Consider the following 17,148-nt stretch of genomic DNA (forward strand, 5'->3'; position numbering starts at 1 on the left):
ACCGCCGCAGTGGGGTGGTGTTCCGCGCTGTCAACGGCGGGTCTCCAGGTGTCTGCGGTGCAGCCACTTCGGAAGGCCGGGGGCCTCCAGGAAGCCCTCGGCCCGTCCGGCCGCGACACCGATCCGCAGCAGGTCCGAACTCTTCTCGAAGAGCATGAACCGCGGTTCCCAGATCGGCCGGTATTTGGCGTTGGCCCGGTAGAGGGACTCGATCTGCCACCAGCGGGAGAAGAAGCTCAGCAGCGAGCGCCACATCCGCAGCACCGGGCCCGCACCGAGCCGGGAGCCGCGCTCGAAGACCGACCGGAACATCGCGAAGTTGAGGGACACCTGGGTGACCCCGATCTCCTTGGAGCGTTCCAGGAGTTCGATGACCATGAACTCCATCAGACCGTTCTCGGAGTCCCGGTCCCGGCGCATCAGGTCCAGCGACAGGCCCTTGGGCCCCCACGGCACGAAGGACAGCACGGCCCGCAGGTCGCCGTTGCCGTCGGTGCACTCCAGCATCACGCACTGGCCGTCGGCGGGGTCGCCCAGCCGGCCCAGCGCCATGGAGAAGCCCCGCTCGGTGGCACCGTCGCGCCAGTCGTCTGCGCGGCGCACCAGCTCGGCCATCTCCGGTGCCGGGATGTCGGCGTGGCGGCGGATGCGGACGGTGTACCCGGCCCGCTTGACGCGGTTGTACGCCTGGCGGACGGTGCGCATGGCGCGGCCCTCCAGGGTGAAGTCGGCGGTCTCCACGATCGCCTCGTCGCCGAGTTCCAGCGCGTCCAGGCCGTGCCGGGCGTAGATCTGCCCGGCCTCCTCGCTCGCCCCCATCACGGCCGGCACCCAGCCGTGCTCACGGGCCTCGGCCAGCCACGGGTCGATGGCGCCGGGCCAGGCCTCCGGGTCGCCGATCGGGTCGCCGGAGGCGAGCGAGACCCCGCCGACGACGCGGTACGTCACGGCGGCCTTGCCGGTGGGGGACCAGATGACGGACTTCTCGCGGCGCAGGGCGAAGTAGCCGAGGGAGTCCCGGTCGCCCTGGCGGGCCAGCAACGCCCGCAGCCGCTCCTCGTCCTCCTCGCTGATCGGGTCGACGGCGCGGCGTGAGCGGAACGCGGCGAACAGCACGGCGAGCAGCAGCAGCATCGACATGACGTTGATGGAGACGTCCACCCAGCCGGGCGTGGTGATCGCCGCGGCCTCCGGGTCGTCGGGGGCCAGGGTGATCAGCCGCATCACGCCGTACTTCCAGCGTTCCGGGAAGGAGACGGCGGCGCTGCCCGGAGCGGTGTTGGCGGCGCCCACCAGCAGGGCCGCGACGAGCGAGGTGACGAGCAGGCCGACGGCGGCGACGGCGGCGGCGAAGGCCGGGTTGGAGCGGTCGCCCTTGGCGTAGAACTCGCGCCGCCCGAGCAGCAGGGCGCCCGTGAAGGCGGTGGTCAGGGCCAGCGAGACCCAGTTCTGCGGGTGCTCGCGGATCTCCTCGTAGGCGAAGAGCGCGTAGGCGAGGAGGAGCGCGAGCAGGCCGCTCAGGACGAGGTTCAGGATCCAGGACGCCCGCTTGCGGCGGCCGAGGGTGACGGCCAGCAGCAGTGTGAAGAGGCCGGAGGCGAAGCCGGCCGTGAGCATGTACGGGGTGTAGAAGTCCTCGATGTTGTGGCGCCGCAGGTCCTGCCCGAGGGAAACCCACACCGCACTGAGGAAGTTGATGAAGGTGACGACGCGCAGGTACCAGACCGCGAAGGCGGCTCCGCGCTGTGAGCGGGCGCTCCCCCGACCGGTCTCCCGGCCTCCCCCCGCCGCCTTGCCGGCGGTCTCCGCGCCGGTCTCTTTCCTGCCGGATGACGGACCGGTCGCCGGTGCGGCGGTGCGGTCGGTCTCTGCGCTGGTCAAACGGACCTCTCCCATAAAAAGCGATCATATGGGGCGTCGCTGTCCGTGATGGTGCGGTCGGGGGCCACGGAATGGTCAGGACCGCGGCCCCCGGCGGCTCATTCCGTCGGCTCCTCCACCGGCCGTTCAGGCAGCTCCGCCGCGAGGGCGGCAGCAGCCTGCACGAGGGGGAGGGCCAGCAACGCCCCGGTGCCTCCACCCACTGTGACGCCGTGATCGAGCACGGGGTTGAGCGCCATCCGGTCAAGTGCCTTCGCCTGACCCGGCTCGCCGCTCGCCTGACCGGCCAGCCACCAGTCAGGAGCCCGGAACGCGGCCCGTTGCGCCACCAGTCCGCACGCGGCCGAAACAACACCGTCGAGGATGACGGGCGTACGGCGCACCGCACACTGGAGCAGGAATCCGGTGATGGCGGCGACGTCCGCGCCGCCGACCGCCGCCAACAGCGCGACCTGGTCGCCCAGGACCGGACGGGCCCGGCGCAGCGCGTCGCGGATCGCCGCGCACTTGCGCATCCACGCCAGGTCGTCGATGGGCTCTCCGCCACGCCCCGTGACCACCGAGGAGTCCGTACCGCACAGCGCGGCGACCAGGGTCGCGGCGACCGTCGTCCCCCCGACGCTCAGGTCGCCGAGGACGACCAGGTCGGTCCCGGAGTCGGCCTCCTCGTCGGCGATCCGCATGCCCAGCCGCAGCGCGGCCTGCGCCTCCTCGACCGTCAGCGCGTCCTCGATGTCGATCCGCCCGCTGCCGCGCCGGACGCGGTGCGCCACCACGTCCTCGGGCAGCAGCTCCGGATCGCAGTCCAGCCCGGCGTCCACGACCCGTATCGTCGCGCCGAACCGGCCGGCCAGGACGGCGACGGGACTGGACCCGTCGAGCACGGAGCGGACCAGCTCGTGAGCGGTGGACGGGGTGCGGGCGGAGACCCCTTGGGCGGCGATCCCGTGGTCGGCGGCGAACAGCACCACGCGGGGCCGCTCGACGGCCCTGACCGGGACCTGCCCCTGCGCGGCGGCGAGCCACTCGGCGAGTTCGTCGAGCCGCCCCAGCGCGCCGGGCGGTACCGCGAGGCGCTCACGGCGTTCCTCGGCGTCGCGCCGGACGCCCCCGTCGGGACGCTCGATCAGATCGGAGAAGTCGTCCAGATTCAGCGTGCTCATCTGGCAGAGAGTACAGCCGGTGAAGCCTTCCCTCAGGCCCCGTCGGTTGCGGCCCGAACGAGGGGGCGCCCCTTACTCCTTGAGGACGACCGCCTGCCCCGCGACGACGAGCAGGACGTGCTCGCACTCGCCCGCGACCGCTGCGTTCAGCCGGCCGAGCCCGTCACGGAAACGCCGGCCCGAGGCGGTCGCCGGGACCACGCCCGAGCCGACTTCGTTGCTCACCAGCACCACCTGACGACGCGTCGCGCGCACGGCCGCCACCAGGTCCGCGGTCCGCTCGCCCAGCAGACGCCGGCCGCGCTCGGCCCACACCTCGTCGTCCCAGGCCCCGGCCCCGTCCATGGCGTCGGTCAGCCACAGCGCCAGGCAGTCGATCAGCAGCGGCGGGCCGTCGGCGGCGAGCAGCGGCACCAGGTCGCACGTCTCCACCGTCCGCCAGCTCGCCGGCCGACGCTCCCGGTGCAGGCCGACCCGGCGCGCCCACTCCGCGTCCCCGTGCCGGGCACCGCCGGTGGCCACGTAGACCACCTCGGGGAAGGCCTCCAGCCGCCGCTCCGCCTCCATCGACTTGCCCGACCGGGCCCCGCCCAGCACCAGCGTGCGGCGCGGCAGCTCCGGCACCGCGTGGTACTCCCCGGCGAGCACCGTGGTCCCGTCCGGCACCGCCCGCGCCCCCGCGGCCGCCAGCCGGCGCTCCAGCTCCCGGCCCGGCGGCACGTCGTGGTCGAGGTGGACGGCGATCACGTCCGTGGCAACACCGACCGCCCCGCTCGCCCGCAGCCGGGCCAGCGCCTCCGGCCGGCCCGCCACGTCGGCGAGCACCACGTCGTACGGGCGCAGCCCGCGCCGGCCGTCGGTCCCGGCCGGCGCCCCGCCGGGCGGCAGGTACAGCAGCCGGCCGCCGTCCGGGCCGGTCACCTCGTATCCGGTGCCCGGCGCGTCCATCGGAACCGCCCGGACCCGGTGCCCGGAGATCACCGCCAGCTCCTGCCCGTCCGGCACCCGGCCGGCGGTCGGCAGCCCCGGTGGCAGCTCCACCGCCGGCCCGTCGTGCGGATGGGTCAGCAGGACCTGCCGCACCCCCGCCAGCGAATGCCCCGCCCGGGCGCCGGCCAGCACCGCCCCCGGGGTGAGATCCAGCAGCAGCGCCCCGTCGACGAGGACCGCCGTGGCCGCGCGGGAGCGCGGTCCCACGGAGGCGGCGCAGGCGGCGCAGGGGCAGCCGGGGCGGGGCAGCCCCTCGGGGGTACCGGTGCCGAGCAGAGTGAGTTCCACAGGATGATCCTCCCGCGTCACGGAGACTGCTGCGCGCCCGGTTACTCTGCGGGCACACTCAAGGCGAGAAGCGTGTGAGCAGCGGACGAGCAACGGAGGCGGACATGGCGTGGACGTGGCGGTTCGAGACGGCCGACGGCGCGGAGACGAGCCCATCGGTGGTACCCGAGGAGTTCACCACGCAGGGCGACGCGGAGTCGTGGATCGGCGAGTACTGGAAGGACCTGCTGGAGGGCGGTACCGAACAGGTGAAGCTGTCCGACGACAGCGGCACCGAGCTCTACACGATGAGCCTGCGCTCCGCGATGGAGGCCTGACCCCGCCCGGGCACGGCACGGCCCGAACGGCCCCCTCGGTTTCAGCGCCGAGGGGGCCGTCCGGTGCCGACGCTCAGCCCCGGACGCCGCACAGGTGCAGCAGCGCGGCGACACCCCGGTAGGGGTCGGTGCGGCCCGCGCGGTCCTCGGCGGCCAGCAGCCGCTCCAGCTCCTCGTCGGGCGGCAGCACGTCGCCGGCCTCCGTGCCGTCCGTGAAGACGCGTACGCCGTACCAGGCCTGCAGCGGCGCCCCGATCCCCGACAGCGTCGCGGTCAGCCGGGCCAGCCGGTCGGCCCGTACGTCCAGGCCCAGCCGGTTCGTGTAGTCGGTGCTGTCGAAGGCCGCCAGCGCGGCCTTCCAGTCGCCGTCCAGCCCGGGCCGCATCGCGAGCGCGTCGCCGTTGCGCACGAGCAGGGACAGCAGCCCGCCGGGGGCCAGCATCCGGGCCAGCCCGGCCAGCATGGCGTCCGGCTCGGGGACGTACATCAGCACCCCGTGGCACAGCACCACGTCGAAGCTGCCCGGAAGGAAGTGGGCGCCGGTCTCGCGCCCGTCCCCCTCCCGCAGCTCTACCCGGTCACGGATCCCCGCGGGCTCCCCGGCCAGCGCCTCGCGGGCGACGGCCAACATGCCCGCGTCCTGCTCCAGGCCGGTCACGATGTGCCCGGCGCGGGCGAGGCGCAGCGCCTGAGTGCCCTGGCCCATGCCGACATCGAGGACGCGCAGCCGCTGCCCCACGGGGAAGCGCTGCGCGATCTGCTCGTCGACCTGCCGGCCCACGAGTTCCTGCCGGACCGCGTTGCGCAGCCCGCCCAGGCCCTCGAGCCAGAGCCTTGCCCCCTCGGCGAAACCCTCCCCCGACGCGCCGGGCGCCCCTCGGCTCAGGGTCGTTCCCCGCGCTTGACCTGCGGCTTCGGCAGGCGCAGTCGGCGCATCTGCAGGGTGCGCATCACGCCGTAGGCGACCGCGCCGCGCCGCGGCTCGTTCGGGAAGCGCTCGTTGAGTGCCTTGCGCAGGCGGAAGATCAGGCCGATGGAGTCGAGGACGATCAGCACGATCACGCCGAGCCACAGCAGCAGCGCGATGTTCTGCACCGCCGGCTGCCGGACCATGCTGAGCACGAGGATGACCACGGCCAGCGGCAGGAACATCTCGGCGACCGAGAAGCGGGAGTCCACGAAGTCGCGGACGTACCTGCGGACGGGGCCCTTGTCCCGGGCCGGCAGGTAACGCTCGTCGCCGTTGGCCAGCGCCTCGCGCTGCTTGGCCATCTCCACACGGCGACGCTCGCGGGCTCGCTTCGCGTCCTCCTTGCGGTTGCCGGTCGAGGCCACCACGGCCCGGCGCTGCGACTGGGCCACGGCGCGCTTCGGCGTAGGGCGGCCCTTGGGGGCCTGCGGGTCACGGGGCTGCGAGAGGTCGGCGCTCACCTTGTCGGTGGCGGCGGCCTTCTCTTCCTTGGAGGAGCGGCTACCAAACACAGACACAACCCTACGTGGTCGACGGCATGCGCCCCACCCCGGCGGGGAACGATCCGGCAACGGCGGGCGTCCTTGCTGGTGCACGGTCCGTGCGGCGGACACCCCTCCGCGCGGTCGGGGACCCACCTACTCCTCACGCCTGATACGGAGCAGGCGCAGTCGTCCTGGAGGAGGAGCGCATCCGTCCCCGAACAGTGCGGTAATGGAGACAGGGCCCGTACTGTGGGTCCTGTCGGTGACCTGGAGCACAGTCCGTCTAGAAGGGGGCGCGCGAAGCCCATGAGCGGTGTCATGAAGCGTATGGGGATGATCTTCCGCGCGAAGGCGAACAAGGCCCTTGACCGGGCCGAGGACCCGCGCGAGACCCTCGACTACTCGTACCAGAAGCAGCTCGAACTGCTGCAGAAGGTACGCCGCGGCGTCGCCGACGTGGCCACGTCCCGCAAGCGCCTCGAACTGCAGCTGAACCAGCTGCAGGGCCAGTCCGCCAAGCTGGAGGACCAGGGCCGCAAGGCCCTCGCCCTGGGCCGCGAGGACCTGGCCCGCGAGGCCCTCTCCCGGCGCGCCTCGCTCCAGCAGCAGGTGAGCGACCTGGAGGTGCAGCACCAGACCCTCCAGGGCGAGGAGGAGAAGCTGACGCTCGCCGCGCAGCGGCTCCAGGCCAAGGTGGACGCCTTCCGTACGAAGAAGGAGACCATCAAGGCCACCTACACCGCGGCCCAGGCGCAGACCCGGATCGCGGAGTCCTTCTCCGGCATCTCCGAGGAGATGAGCGACGTCGGCCTGGCCATCCAGCGCGCCGAGGACAAGACCGCCCAGCTGCAGGCCCGCGCCGGCGCGATCGACGAACTGCTGGCCTCCGGCGCGCTCGACGACCGGAGCGGCCTCGGCTCCAAGGACGACATCCAGGCCGAGCTGGACCGGCTGTCGGGCGGCACCGACGTGGAGCTGGAGCTCCAGCGGATGAAGGCGGAACTGGCCGGCGGTCCGTCCGCGCAGCAGCAGGCCATCGAGGGCGGCGACCGGGGCGGCGCCCAGCAGCCGCAGACCCAGCACCGCTTCGACAAGCAGTAGGACGGGACCCGTCATGATCGTCCGCATCATGGGGGAAGGGCAGGTGGAAGTGGCCGACGGCCACTTCCCCGAGCTGAACAAGCTCGACGACGAGCTGCTGGCGGAGATGGAGTCCGGTGACGAGGCGGGCTTCCGCCGCACCCTGGGCGCGCTCCTCGACGCCGTGCGCCGGCTGGGGGAGCCGCTCCCGGACGACGCGCTGGAGCCGTCCGAGCTGATCCTGCCCGGGCCCGGGGCGAGTCTCGAAGAGGTCCGGGAGATGCTCAGCGACGACGGCCTGATCCCGGGCTGAGAGTCCTCAGTCCCGTGGCTCCGGTGGTTTCTCCAGAGGCACCGGCGGCTTCTGCGGGGACACCGGCCGCGGGTCCGGGGCGCCGCCGATGAAGTCCTCGAACCTGCGCCGCCGCCGCGTCCACCGCCGGTCGTGGTGGAACGCCCGCAGCCCGGCCCTGGCCCGGGCCCGCGGCCGGTTCACGTAGAACCGCTTCGCGTACGGCGAGCCGGGCCGGGCCAGCCGGACCGCACCGACCAGCGCCACGAACGGGATGATCACACCGAAGAGGGCCGTGCGGGCCTTGCCCTTCCACAGGGCGATCAGGGCCAGGCAGAAGTTGCCGGCCGCGTTCATGACGACCAGCCCGCGGCTCTGGCGCTCCTCGGCCGACAGGTCGTTCACCCCGAACGGCACGAAGCCGCCCAGGACGAGGGCGACCACGGCGGCCGTCACGACCACGATCTCCACGCTCTTGCGGCCCTGCTCGCTCCAGTAGACGTCGTCCAGGTGCAGGATCAGGGCGAACTCGTCGAGGACCAGCCCCGCGCCCAGGCCGAAGATCACCGCCGACAGCGCCGCGCCGAAGCTGTGCCCGGCGCTGCCGATCGCACCGAAACCGCCGATGATCACGAGGATCACGCCCGGCACCACGTGGTGGACGTGCAGACCGCCCGGGGTGACGTTCTTGAAGGGGCCGCGGCCGGCCCGGATCATGCGGGTGATCACACGGGTGACCAGGAACGACGTCACGAAGGAGAGGAGGGCGAGCAGCATGGGCAGCTTGCCCGGCTCAAGGATGTTCCGATACCACCAGTGACCCATCCCACTGACTCCCTGTTTGGACGGTAATGGGTAATTTACCGCCCGCTCCGAGCGGGTAGCGTTCGCGCCGATGAAAGATTCGTTCGACGATCCGCCCCTCACGCCGCCCGCGGAACGCGCCTCGTTCCGCGACGGCGTGCGCTTCGCCTTCGGCACCCTCACCGTGCTGCCCGCGCGCATCACCCGCTGGGACCGCCCCGCGGCCCGCACCGGAATGGCCTGCGCGCCCCTCGCCGGACTCGCCGTCGGCGTGCTCGCGGCCGTCCCCGGCGTGCTGCTCCTGCTGCTCGGGGCGGGACCGCTGCTCGCGGCCGCCGTCACCGTCGCCGTGCCGGCCGCCCTGACCCGGGGGCTGCACCTGGACGGACTCGCCGACACGGCCGACGGCCTGGGCAGCGCCAAACCGGCCGACGAGGCGCTGCGCATCATGAAGAGGTCCGACATCGGACCCTTCGGCGTGATCGCCCTGGTGGTCGTGCTGCTCGTGCAGACGGCCGCGCTCGCGCAGGCGTACGCCGACAGCTGGATCCGCGGCGCCCTCGCCGCCGTGGTCGCCGCCGTCGCGGCCCGCCTCGCCATGGCCCTGGCCGCCCGCGAAGGCGTGCCGCCCGCCCGCCCCGAGGGGCTCGGCGCCGCGGTCGCCGGAGTCCTGCCGCGCACCACCGCCGCCGCCCTCGCCGCGCTCGTGACGGCCGCGGCCGCGGCAGCCGCCCTCCCGGCGGGCCTACCCGCCGCGGCCCGCGCCGCAGCCGCCGTCCTCGCCGGGCTGCTCGCCGCGGACGTGCTGCTGCGCCGCTGCGTACGCCGCTTCGACGGCGTCACCGGCGACGTGTTCGGCGCCCTGTCCGAGGTGGCGGCGACCGCCGCCCTCATCGTCCTCGCCCTCGGCTGAGACCTGTCCTGCCCGACGGGACCGACCGGCCCCGGAGAGCCGGCGGCGCCCGCGTACCCTCACCCCGTGGACCACACTCCGACGGACCTGCCCTCCGCCGCGCCCGCCGCGCCCGCCGCCCCCATCAAGGTGCTGCTCGCCGACGACCAGGCCCTGCTGCGCAGCGCCTTCCGGGTGCTCGTCGACTCGGAGCCCGACATGGAGGTCGTCGGAGAGGCCTCCGACGGCGCGCAGGCCTTCGCCGTCGCCCGGCAGGAGCGGCCCGACGTCGTGCTGATGGACATCCGGATGCCCGGCACCGACGGGCTCGCCGCCACCCGCATGATCAGCGCCGACCCCGAACTGGCCGCCGTGCGCGTGGTGATGCTGACCACCTTCGAGGTGGACGAGTACGTGGTCTCGGCCCTGCGCGCCGGCGCCTCCGGCTTCCTCGGCAAGGGGGCGGAGCCGGAGGAGCTGCTCAACGCCATCCGGGTCGCCGCCGCCGGCGAGGCACTGCTCTCCCCGGCCGCCACCAAGGGGCTCATCGCCACCTTCCTCGCCCAGGGCGGCGGCGCCGGTCCGGCCGCCGGCGGCGCATCGGCCGGGATCCACGCGGAGCGGCTCGCCGCCCTGACCGTCCGGGAGCGCGAGGTCCTCGTACATGTCGCCGCGGGGCTGTCGAACGACGGCATCGCCGCCCGCCTGGAGGTCAGCCCCCTCACCGTCAAGACGCATGTGAACCGGGCCATGGCCAAGCTCGGCGCCCGCGACAGGGCGCAATTGGTGGTCATCGCGTACGAATCGGGACTCGTCCGGCCCCGCATGGAATAGGGCCGGAGTAGTACCGCGTACTACGGACGCGGTATGCCGCACATAAGGACGGGACCTGCGAGCGACGAAACGTCCCGCCGGATGCGCCAGGGTGGAGGAGCCCTCGGTTCGTCACAGCAGAGAGATCCCACACCCATGTCCTGGCTGTCCCGCTTCAGCCTTGCCCAAAGGGCGCTGGTCGGCCTCGTGTCGATCGTCGCGCTCCTCTTCGGCGCCATAGCCGTCCCGCAGCTCAAGCAGCAACTGCTGCCCTCCATCGAACTCCCGATGGTGTCCGTGCTCGCGCCGTACCAGGGCGCTTCGCCCGACGTGGTGGAGAAGCAGGTCGTCGAACCGATCGAGGCCATGCTCAAGGGCGTCGACGGCATCACCGGCATCACCTCCACCGCCAGCGAGGGCAACGCCCTCATCATGGCCACCTTCGACTACGGCGACAGCGGCACCAAGCAGCTCGTGGCCGACGTCCAGCAGGCCGTCAACCGGGCCCGCGTCCGGCTGCCTGCCGACGTGGACCCGCAGGTCGTGGCCGGTTCCACCGACGACATCCCCACGGTGATCCTGGCCGTCACCTCCGACAGGGACCAGCAGGCGCTCGCCGACCAGCTGGAGAAGTCCGTCGTGCCCGTCCTGTCGGACATCGAGGGCGTCGGCCAGGTCAGCGTCGACGGCGTCCAGGACCTCCAGGTCACCGTCACCCCCGACGACGCGAAGCTCGCTGCCGCCGGCCTCGACGGCGCCGCCCTCGCGCAGGGCCTCCAGGCGGGCGGCGCCGCCGTCCCCGCCGGCTCCTTCGACGAGGCGGGCAAGAACCGCACCGTCCGCGTCGGCAACGGCTTCACCTCCCTCGCCCAGGTCGAGGACCTGCGCCTGAGCCCCGGCCCGGGCCGGCCCGCGGTCCGCCTCGGCGACGTCGCCGTCGTCAAGCAGGAGCCCGCCACAGCCGTCTCCATCACCCGCACCAACGGCAGGCCCAGCCTCGCCCTCGTCCTCACCATGGACAAGGACGGCAGTGCCGTCGCCATCTCCGACGCCGTCAAGGACAAGCTTCCCGAGCTGCGTTCCACCCTCGGCGCCGGAGCCGACCTGACCGTCGTCAGCGACCAGGGCCCGGCCGTCGCCAAGTCCATCTCCAGCCTCACCACCGAGGGCATGCTCGGCCTGCTCTTCGCGGTGATCGTGATCCTGGTGTTCCTGGCCTCGCTGCGCTCGACGCTGGTCACCGCGGTCTCCATCCCGCTGTCCGTGGTCCTGGCGCTCATCGTGCTGTGGACCCGGGACCTGTCGCTCAACATGCTCACGCTGGGCGCGCTGACCATCGCGATCGGCCGCGTCGTCGACGACTCGATCGTGGTCCTGGAGAACATCAAGCGCCACCTCGGCTACGGCGAGGAGCGCGAGGCCGCGATCATCACCGCGGTCAAGGAGGTCGCCGGCGCGGTCACCTCCTCCACCCTCACCACCGTCGCCGTCTTCCTGCCCATCGGCCTCACCGGCGGCATGATCGGCGAGCTCTTCGGCTCCTTCTCGCTCACCGTCACCGCGGCCCTGCTGGCCTCGCTGCTCGTCTCCCTGACGGTCGTTCCGGTCCTGTCGTACTGGTTCCTCAGCGCCCCCCGGGGCATCACCGCAGGCGACGCCGAGAGCGCCGCGCAGGTCCGGCGCGAGGCCGAGGAGAAGGAGTCGCGCAGCCGCCTCCAGCGCCTCTACGTCCGCGTCCTGGGCTTCGCCACGCGGCGCCGCCTGACCAGTGTGGCCATCGCGGTGGTCGTCCTCCTGGGCACCTTCGGCATGACGCCGATGCTGAAGACCAACTTCTTCGACCAGGGCGAGCAGGAACTCCTGACGGTCAAGCAGGAGCTGCCCCCGGGCACCTCGCTGGCCGCCTCCGACGAGGCCGCCCGCACGATCGAGAAGGTGCTGGGCTCGGTCGACGGCGTCAAGAGCTACCAGGTCACCGTCGGCTCCTCCGGCTTCCTCGCGGCCTTCGGCGGCGGGACCGGCTCCAACCAGGCCTCCTACCAGGTCACCCTGAAGGACGCCGGCGACGCCGACGCCGTGAAGAAGCGCATCGAGCAGCAGCTCGCCGGCCTCGACGGCATCGGCGAGACCCGCATCGCGGCGGGCGACGCCTTCGGCAGCCAGAACCTCAGCGTGGTCGTCAAGGCCGGCGACGGCGAGGTCCTCGCCAGGGCCGCCGAGCAGGTCCGCGCCGAGGTGGCCGAGCTCGACAACGTCACCGACGTGCAGAGCGACCTCTCCCAGTCCGTGCCCCGCATCTCGGTGACCGCCACCCCCAAGGCGGCGGAGGCCGGCCTGAACCAGGCCGCGCTCGGTGCGATCGTCGCCCAGGCCGTACGGGGCAACCCGGCCGGCAAGGCCGTGCTCGACGACACCGAGCGGGACATCGTCATCAAGTCCGCGCAGCCGGCCACCACCCTCGCCGAACTGCAGGCGCTGCCGGTCGGCCCGGTGAAGCTCGGCGACGTCGCCGAGGTCAAGGAGGTCCCCGGCCCGGTCGCGATGACCCGGATCGACGGCGCCCGCGCCGCGACCGTCACCGCCCGCCCGCTGGGCGACAACACCGGCGCGGTCAGCGCCGAGCTCCAGACCAAGCTCAAGGCCCTGGACCTGCCCGACGGCGCCACCGCCTCGATCGGGGGCGTCTCCGAGGACCAGGACGAGGCGTTCGGTTCGCTCGGCCTGGCCATGCTCGCGGCCATCGCGATCGTGTTCATGCTGCTGGTCGCGACGTTCCGCTCGCTCGTCCAGCCGCTGATCCTGCTGGTGTCCATCCCGTTCGCGGCGACGGGCGCACTCGGCCTGCTCCTGGTCACCGGCACCCCGATGGGCGTCCCGGCGATGATCGGCATGCTGATGCTCATCGGCATCGTCGTGACCAACGCGATCGTCCTGATCGACCTGGTCAACCAGTACCGCGCCCAGGGCCTGGGTGTCGTCGAGGCGGTCGTCGAGGGCGGCCGGCACCGCCTGCGCCCGATCCTCATGACGGCACTGGCGACGATCTTCGCGCTGCTGCCGATGGCGCTGGGCGTCACCGGCGAGGGCGGCTTCATCTCCCAGCCGCTCGCGGTCGTGGTGATCGGCGGCCTGGTCAGCTCCACCCTGCTGACGCTGCTCCTGGTGCCGACCCTCTACACGATGGTGGAACTGCGCAAGGAGCGCCGCCGCGACAAGCGCTCGGCGAAGCGCAGGGTCCGCCCGGCGGCGGTCCCGGCCGCCACCGCCGCCCCCGAGGCGGGCGGCGAACCCGCCAAGGTCTGACCGGCGGCGCGGGCCCGCGCGGGGCCCGCGCCGCCCGGCGGCGGACGGTCGAAGAGGGGCGCCCCCGAGCGGGGGCGCCCCTCTTCGACCGTCCGGGACCGTGGCGGCTACGGGAGGGCGAGCATGCGCTCCAGGGCGAGCTTCGCGAAGCTCTCCGTCTCCTTGTCGACCTGGATCTGGTTGACGAGGGTGCCCTCGGCCAGGGACTCCAGCGTCCACACCAGGTGCGGGAGGTCGATGCGGTTCATCGTGGAGCAGAAGCAGACGGTCTTGTCGAGGAAGACGACTTCCTTGTCCTCGGCGGCGAATCGGTTCGCCAGGCGGCGGACCAGGTTCAGCTCGGTGCCGATGGCCCACTTGGAGCCGGCCGGGGCCGCCTCCAGCGCCTTGATGATGTACTCCGTCGAGCCGACGTAGTCCGCCGCCGCAACGACCTCGTGCTTGCACTCGGGGTGGACCAGCACGTTCACGCCGGGGATGCGGGCGCGCACGTCGTTGACCGAGTCCACCGAGAAACGGCCGTGGACCGAGCAGTGGCCGCGCCACAGGATCATCCTGGCGCCGCGCAGCTGCTCGGCGGTCAGGCCGCCGTTCGGCTTGTGCGGGTTGTAGACCACGCAGTCGTCCAGGGACATGCCCATGTCGCGGACGGCCGTGTTGCGGCCCAGGTGCTGGTCCGGGAGGAAGAGCACCTTCTCACCCTGCTCGAACGCCCACTCCAGGGCCTTCTTCGCGTTGGACGAGGTGCAGATGGTGCCGCCGTGCTTGCCGGTGAAGGCCTTGATGTCGGCGGAGGAGTTCATGTACGAGACGGGGACCGTCGAGCCGGCGATGCCCGCCTCGGTCAGCACGTCCCAGCACTCCGCGACCTGCTCGGCGGTGGCCATGTCGGCCATCGAGCAGCCGGCGGCCAGGTCCGGCAGGACCACCTTCTGGTCGTCCGAGGTCAGGATGTCCGCGGACTCGGCCATGAAGTGGACGCCGCAGAAGACGATGTACTCGGCCTCCGGCTTGGCGGCCGCGTCCCTGGCCAGCTTGAAGGAGTCACCGGTGACGTCGGCGAACTCGATGACCTCGTCACGCTGGTAGTGGTGGCCGAGGATGAAGACCTTGTCCCCGAGCTTCTCCTTGGCCGCGCGGGCGCGCTCCACGAGGTCCGGGTCGGACGGCGAGGGCAGGTCGCCGGGGCACTCCACCCCGCGCTCGCTCCTGGGGTCGGCCTCACGGCCGAGCAGCAGCAGGGCAAGGGGCGTCGGCTGGACGTCCAACGGCTGGGCGGTGGTCACGACACGCACCCTTTCTGTTCTGCAACGAGGGATTTCAGGATCATCGCTTCGACTTCTCGTCTACTTGACGCTATCTATCATAACCGCTTCACGTCAGTTTGACGATGCCGATAGTGTCAATGTGACGCATCAGCCCCCGGTTCGTCGGGCCCCGGGCCGCGCGCGGTGTGCGAGCATGAATATCTGAAACAAGCGTCGGGTCCCGGAATGAATCCGCGGTCCCGCTCGTTGCCACCGACGGCAAGAGTCCGACGTTTCCCCGCCCCCGCGGGGAGCCGCCCACTTCGGGAGTGAATGCAGATGTCCGTACAGGACGACAAGACCACTGTGAGCGACGGCATCCTCCTGTCCGACGCCGCCGCCGAGAAGGTCAGGACCCTGCTGGAGCAGGAAGGCCGTGACGACCTGGCGCTGCGCGTCGCCGTCCAGCCCGGCGGCTGCTCCGGCCTGCGCTACCAGCTCTTCTTCGACGAGCGTTCCCTCGACGGCGACGTCGTGAAGGACTTCGACGGTGTGAAGGTCGTCACGGACCGCATGAGCGCCCCGTACCTGGGCGGCGCCTCCATCGACTTCGTCGACACCATCGAGAAGCAGGGCTTCACCATCGACAACCCGAACGCCACGGGCTCCTGCGCCTGCGGCGACTCGTTCAGCTAGGACGGGACCGCCCGCACGACGAGGGCCCGCCCGCGGTCGAAGCGACCGCGGGCGGGCCCTCGCCCTGTGCGGGGAACCCGCTACTGCTTCGCGAGCGGCTTGCCCGTCGTGGCGTCCAGCACCTTGCGGTCGCCGAGCGGCTCCCTCAGGGCCACCGTCAGGGACCTCTCCTCCGCCAGCATGATGCAGGCCTGACCCGGCTTGTTCGGCGTGTCCGTGATCTTCACCATCACCGACTCCGCCTGCTCCCGGGCCTCCAGTGCGTACGTGCTGCACACGCTGCCCCAGAAGTTCACCGTCAGCTTCCGGTCGGCCTCCTTGTACGAGAACCCGGGCACTGTACGGCCGTCCTTCGGGCCCGGCGTGCCCTCCTTCGCCGACGCCGGCTCCACCACCGTGTGGCCGGGCGCACCGCCCTGGCCCGCCACCTCGAACAGCCACGCCGGGACCAGGCCCCGCGCTCCCTCGACCGTCCCCGGGGCCAGCCCCAGCACCGCGCCCTTCACCGTCTCCGTGCGCGGCGGCTTCATGGGCCGCGGCTCCGGATTGCACGGCACCGCCTGCGAGTCCCCCGCCGCGGTGTCCACCGCCGGCGGCACCGCGCTCGCGCAGCCGCTGGGCTCGGGACTGCCGCCCCCGCCGCCCGAGCGCGCGTTCAACCGGGCCAGCGCCTCCACGGCCCCCACCACCTGCTGGTCACCGGCCCGCACCGGCGCCTTCAGCTCGCCGTTGCCGCCGACCACCGAGCCGTCCGCGCCCACGCTCACCTTGGTGGACCAGCCCTGCGTGGGCAGCCCGTCGAGGACCGGATCCGCCGCCACCACGCGCACCGCGCCGTGCGTGAGCCGGGCGTCCAGCTTCGCCCCGCCCTGCCCCAGGGCGGCCAGCACCGGACCCGCAGCGGCCTTCGCGGCCTCCTCGGACACCGGCTTGCCGCTCCCGCCGGCACCCCCGGCGTCCCGCGGCAGGGTGGCGGGGCCGCAGGTGTCCTTGCCGCGCACGCAGTCGTCGCCCGCACCGTTGCCCGCGGGGTCGCCGCCCTGGAAGCGGTTGAAGTTCCAGGTCCCCGGCGCCTGCCGGGCCACCGTGAGCCGCGGACCGGAGCCGTCGGCCGCCTCCCCGGCCAGCCAGACGTCCCCCTCCAGCCGCGGCGCCCCCGAGATGCCGAGGGCCGCCGTCAGCCGGGCCACGTCCGCCTCCGCGACGTCTCCCGTCACGCGGTACGCCGGAGCCGCCGCCGGCGCCTCGGGCAGCTTCACGTCGGCCCGGTACACCACGCCCGCGCCGGACGGATCGGGCTCCCCGGGCGCGATGCCCGGGCCCGAGGGGCCGCCCGCCTCACGCGGCGCGGAGGCCGCGCCGTCACCCGTACGGCGGGCCGTACCGCCGTCGCCCTGCGCCGCGGACGCCCAGTAGGCGGTACCGCCGCCCGCGAGCAGGACGGCGGCCGCGATCGAGCCGACCACCCAGGCGGGCCGTCGCCGTGTGCCGCTTGTCGTACCGGGTTCTTCGCTGGTCACCGCATCGCTCCTTCACTGGTCCCGCAGTGTCTGATGCGGGTGTGACGGAACAGGGGCGCAACCGGTTCCCCTCCGGGTCCGTCCGGGGCCCGGGCCGACGCCGGAGCCCTACTGGTCCCCGTACGCCGCGGTCGAGGCGATCAGCCGGGCCGAAGCCGCCGGCACCCTGACCCCGTGGATCTGCGAGGGCGCCACGCGGACCGGCCGCGGGCCCTCCTCGACGCCCCAGTGCGGGGCCATCCTGGCGCAGTCCCCGAGCAGACGGGCGAAGCCGGGCCGTCCCGGGCCTTCCGCCGCGCGCCGCTCAGCGGTGTACTCGCAGTAGCCGTAACCGTCGGTAGAGGTCATGGAGGCACCGTAGGCACCGGAGCTCCGGCGAAGAAAGACCTACTAAGGGGTAGTTTCTG

General features: G+C 72.8%; 16 protein-coding genes. 7 read left to right on the forward strand and 9 right to left on the reverse strand.

All coding sequences use genetic code 11. The annotated features are described in order from the left end of the window. Positions 1-30: 30 nt before the first annotated feature. From IF89_RS0112670 to IF89_RS0112680, 3 genes are all read right to left on the reverse strand, one after another. The gene (locus tag IF89_RS0112670; protein ID WP_030765694.1) at positions 31-1,896 is read right to left on the reverse strand and encodes a phosphatidylglycerol lysyltransferase domain-containing protein; all 1,866 of its coding nucleotides are present in this window, start codon (positions 1,894-1,896) and stop codon (positions 31-33) included. An 83-nt stretch (positions 1,897-1,979) separates the two neighbouring features. Beyond that, complete coding sequence (gene cobT / locus IF89_RS0112675; RefSeq protein ID WP_199820499.1) at positions 1,980-3,035, reverse strand: nicotinate-nucleotide--dimethylbenzimidazole phosphoribosyltransferase; 1,056 nt, start codon at positions 3,033-3,035, stop codon at positions 1,980-1,982. Between the two features lie 81 nt (positions 3,036-3,116). Beyond that, positions 3,117-4,322: a bifunctional adenosylcobinamide kinase/adenosylcobinamide-phosphate guanylyltransferase gene (locus tag IF89_RS0112680; RefSeq protein WP_030765700.1), complete on the reverse strand. Its 1,206-nt coding sequence runs from the start codon at positions 4,320-4,322 to the stop codon at positions 3,117-3,119. A 104-nt stretch (positions 4,323-4,426) separates the two neighbouring features. Here IF89_RS0112680 and IF89_RS0112685 point away from each other — a divergent pair, with 104 nt between their 5' ends. Continuing rightward, positions 4,427-4,639 carry a hypothetical protein gene (locus tag IF89_RS0112685; protein WP_030765703.1) on the forward strand — a complete coding sequence of 71 codons (213 nt, stop codon included), beginning with the start codon at positions 4,427-4,429 and terminating at the stop codon, positions 4,637-4,639. Between the two features lie 73 nt (positions 4,640-4,712). Here the strand turns inward: IF89_RS0112685 and IF89_RS0112690 are convergent, their stop codons facing one another. Both IF89_RS0112690 and IF89_RS0112695 read right to left on the reverse strand, forming a co-directional pair. Next, positions 4,713-5,456, reverse strand: coding sequence for a class I SAM-dependent methyltransferase (locus IF89_RS0112690; protein WP_107047261.1), 744 nt, complete (start codon positions 5,454-5,456; stop codon positions 4,713-4,715). A gap of 65 nt (positions 5,457-5,521) precedes the next feature. Then, the gene (locus tag IF89_RS0112695; RefSeq protein ID WP_078628259.1) at positions 5,522-6,121 is read right to left on the reverse strand and encodes a DUF3043 domain-containing protein; all 600 of its coding nucleotides are present in this window, start codon (positions 6,119-6,121) and stop codon (positions 5,522-5,524) included. Between the two features lie 279 nt (positions 6,122-6,400). Here IF89_RS0112695 and IF89_RS0112700 point away from each other — a divergent pair, with 279 nt between their 5' ends. Beyond that, positions 6,401-7,195, forward strand: a complete 795-nt coding sequence (locus tag IF89_RS0112700; RefSeq protein ID WP_078628260.1) for a PspA/IM30 family protein — start codon at positions 6,401-6,403, stop codon at positions 7,193-7,195. Positions 7,196-7,208: 13 nt separating this feature from the next. Beyond that, positions 7,209-7,487 (forward strand): PspA-associated protein PspAA, encoded by a 279-nt coding sequence (pspAA, locus tag IF89_RS0112705; RefSeq protein WP_030765712.1) that lies wholly within the window; start codon positions 7,209-7,211, stop codon positions 7,485-7,487. A gap of 6 nt (positions 7,488-7,493) precedes the next feature. On the opposite strand, the gene IF89_RS0112710 is transcribed toward pspAA, so the two are convergent. Next, positions 7,494-8,291 (reverse strand): hypothetical protein, encoded by a 798-nt coding sequence (locus tag IF89_RS0112710; protein ID WP_030765714.1) that lies wholly within the window; start codon positions 8,289-8,291, stop codon positions 7,494-7,496. A gap of 70 nt (positions 8,292-8,361) precedes the next feature. On the opposite strand from IF89_RS0112710, the gene IF89_RS0112715 reads away from it, so the two are divergent. The 3 genes from IF89_RS0112715 (at position 8,362) to IF89_RS0112725 (ending at position 13,278) form a co-directional block, all read left to right on the forward strand. Beyond that, positions 8,362-9,183: an adenosylcobinamide-GDP ribazoletransferase gene (locus IF89_RS0112715; RefSeq protein ID WP_030765717.1), complete on the forward strand. Its 822-nt coding sequence runs from the start codon at positions 8,362-8,364 to the stop codon at positions 9,181-9,183. A 66-nt stretch (positions 9,184-9,249) separates the two neighbouring features. Next, complete coding sequence (locus tag IF89_RS0112720) at positions 9,250-9,996, forward strand: response regulator (protein WP_234327744.1); 747 nt, start codon at positions 9,250-9,252, stop codon at positions 9,994-9,996. A gap of 135 nt (positions 9,997-10,131) precedes the next feature. Then, positions 10,132-13,278 (forward strand): efflux RND transporter permease subunit, encoded by a 3,147-nt coding sequence (locus IF89_RS0112725; RefSeq protein WP_030765724.1) that lies wholly within the window; start codon positions 10,132-10,134, stop codon positions 13,276-13,278. Between the two features lie 107 nt (positions 13,279-13,385). On the opposite strand, the gene nadA is transcribed toward IF89_RS0112725, so the two are convergent. Continuing rightward, on the reverse strand, positions 13,386-14,573 hold the full coding sequence (nadA, locus tag IF89_RS0112730; RefSeq protein WP_030765727.1) for a quinolinate synthase NadA: 1,188 nt from the start codon (positions 14,571-14,573) through the stop codon (positions 13,386-13,388). A 291-nt stretch (positions 14,574-14,864) separates the two neighbouring features. Between nadA and IF89_RS0112735 the strand changes: the two genes are divergently transcribed. Further along, positions 14,865-15,221: a HesB/IscA family protein gene (locus tag IF89_RS0112735; protein WP_030029080.1), complete on the forward strand. Its 357-nt coding sequence runs from the start codon at positions 14,865-14,867 to the stop codon at positions 15,219-15,221. Between the two features lie 80 nt (positions 15,222-15,301). On the opposite strand, the gene IF89_RS0112740 is transcribed toward IF89_RS0112735, so the two are convergent. Beyond that, positions 15,302-16,741 (reverse strand): hypothetical protein, encoded by a 1,440-nt coding sequence (locus tag IF89_RS0112740; RefSeq protein WP_030765731.1) that lies wholly within the window; start codon positions 16,739-16,741, stop codon positions 15,302-15,304. Positions 16,742-16,849: 108 nt separating this feature from the next. Continuing rightward, positions 16,850-17,089: a hypothetical protein gene (locus IF89_RS0112745; protein ID WP_030765735.1), complete on the reverse strand. Its 240-nt coding sequence runs from the start codon at positions 17,087-17,089 to the stop codon at positions 16,850-16,852. Positions 17,090-17,148: the final 59 nt, after the last annotated feature.

Origin of the sequence: Streptomyces sp. NRRL F-2664, assembly GCF_000719345.1 — a bacterium.
GTDB lineage: Bacteria > Actinomycetota > Actinomycetes > Streptomycetales > Streptomycetaceae > Streptomyces.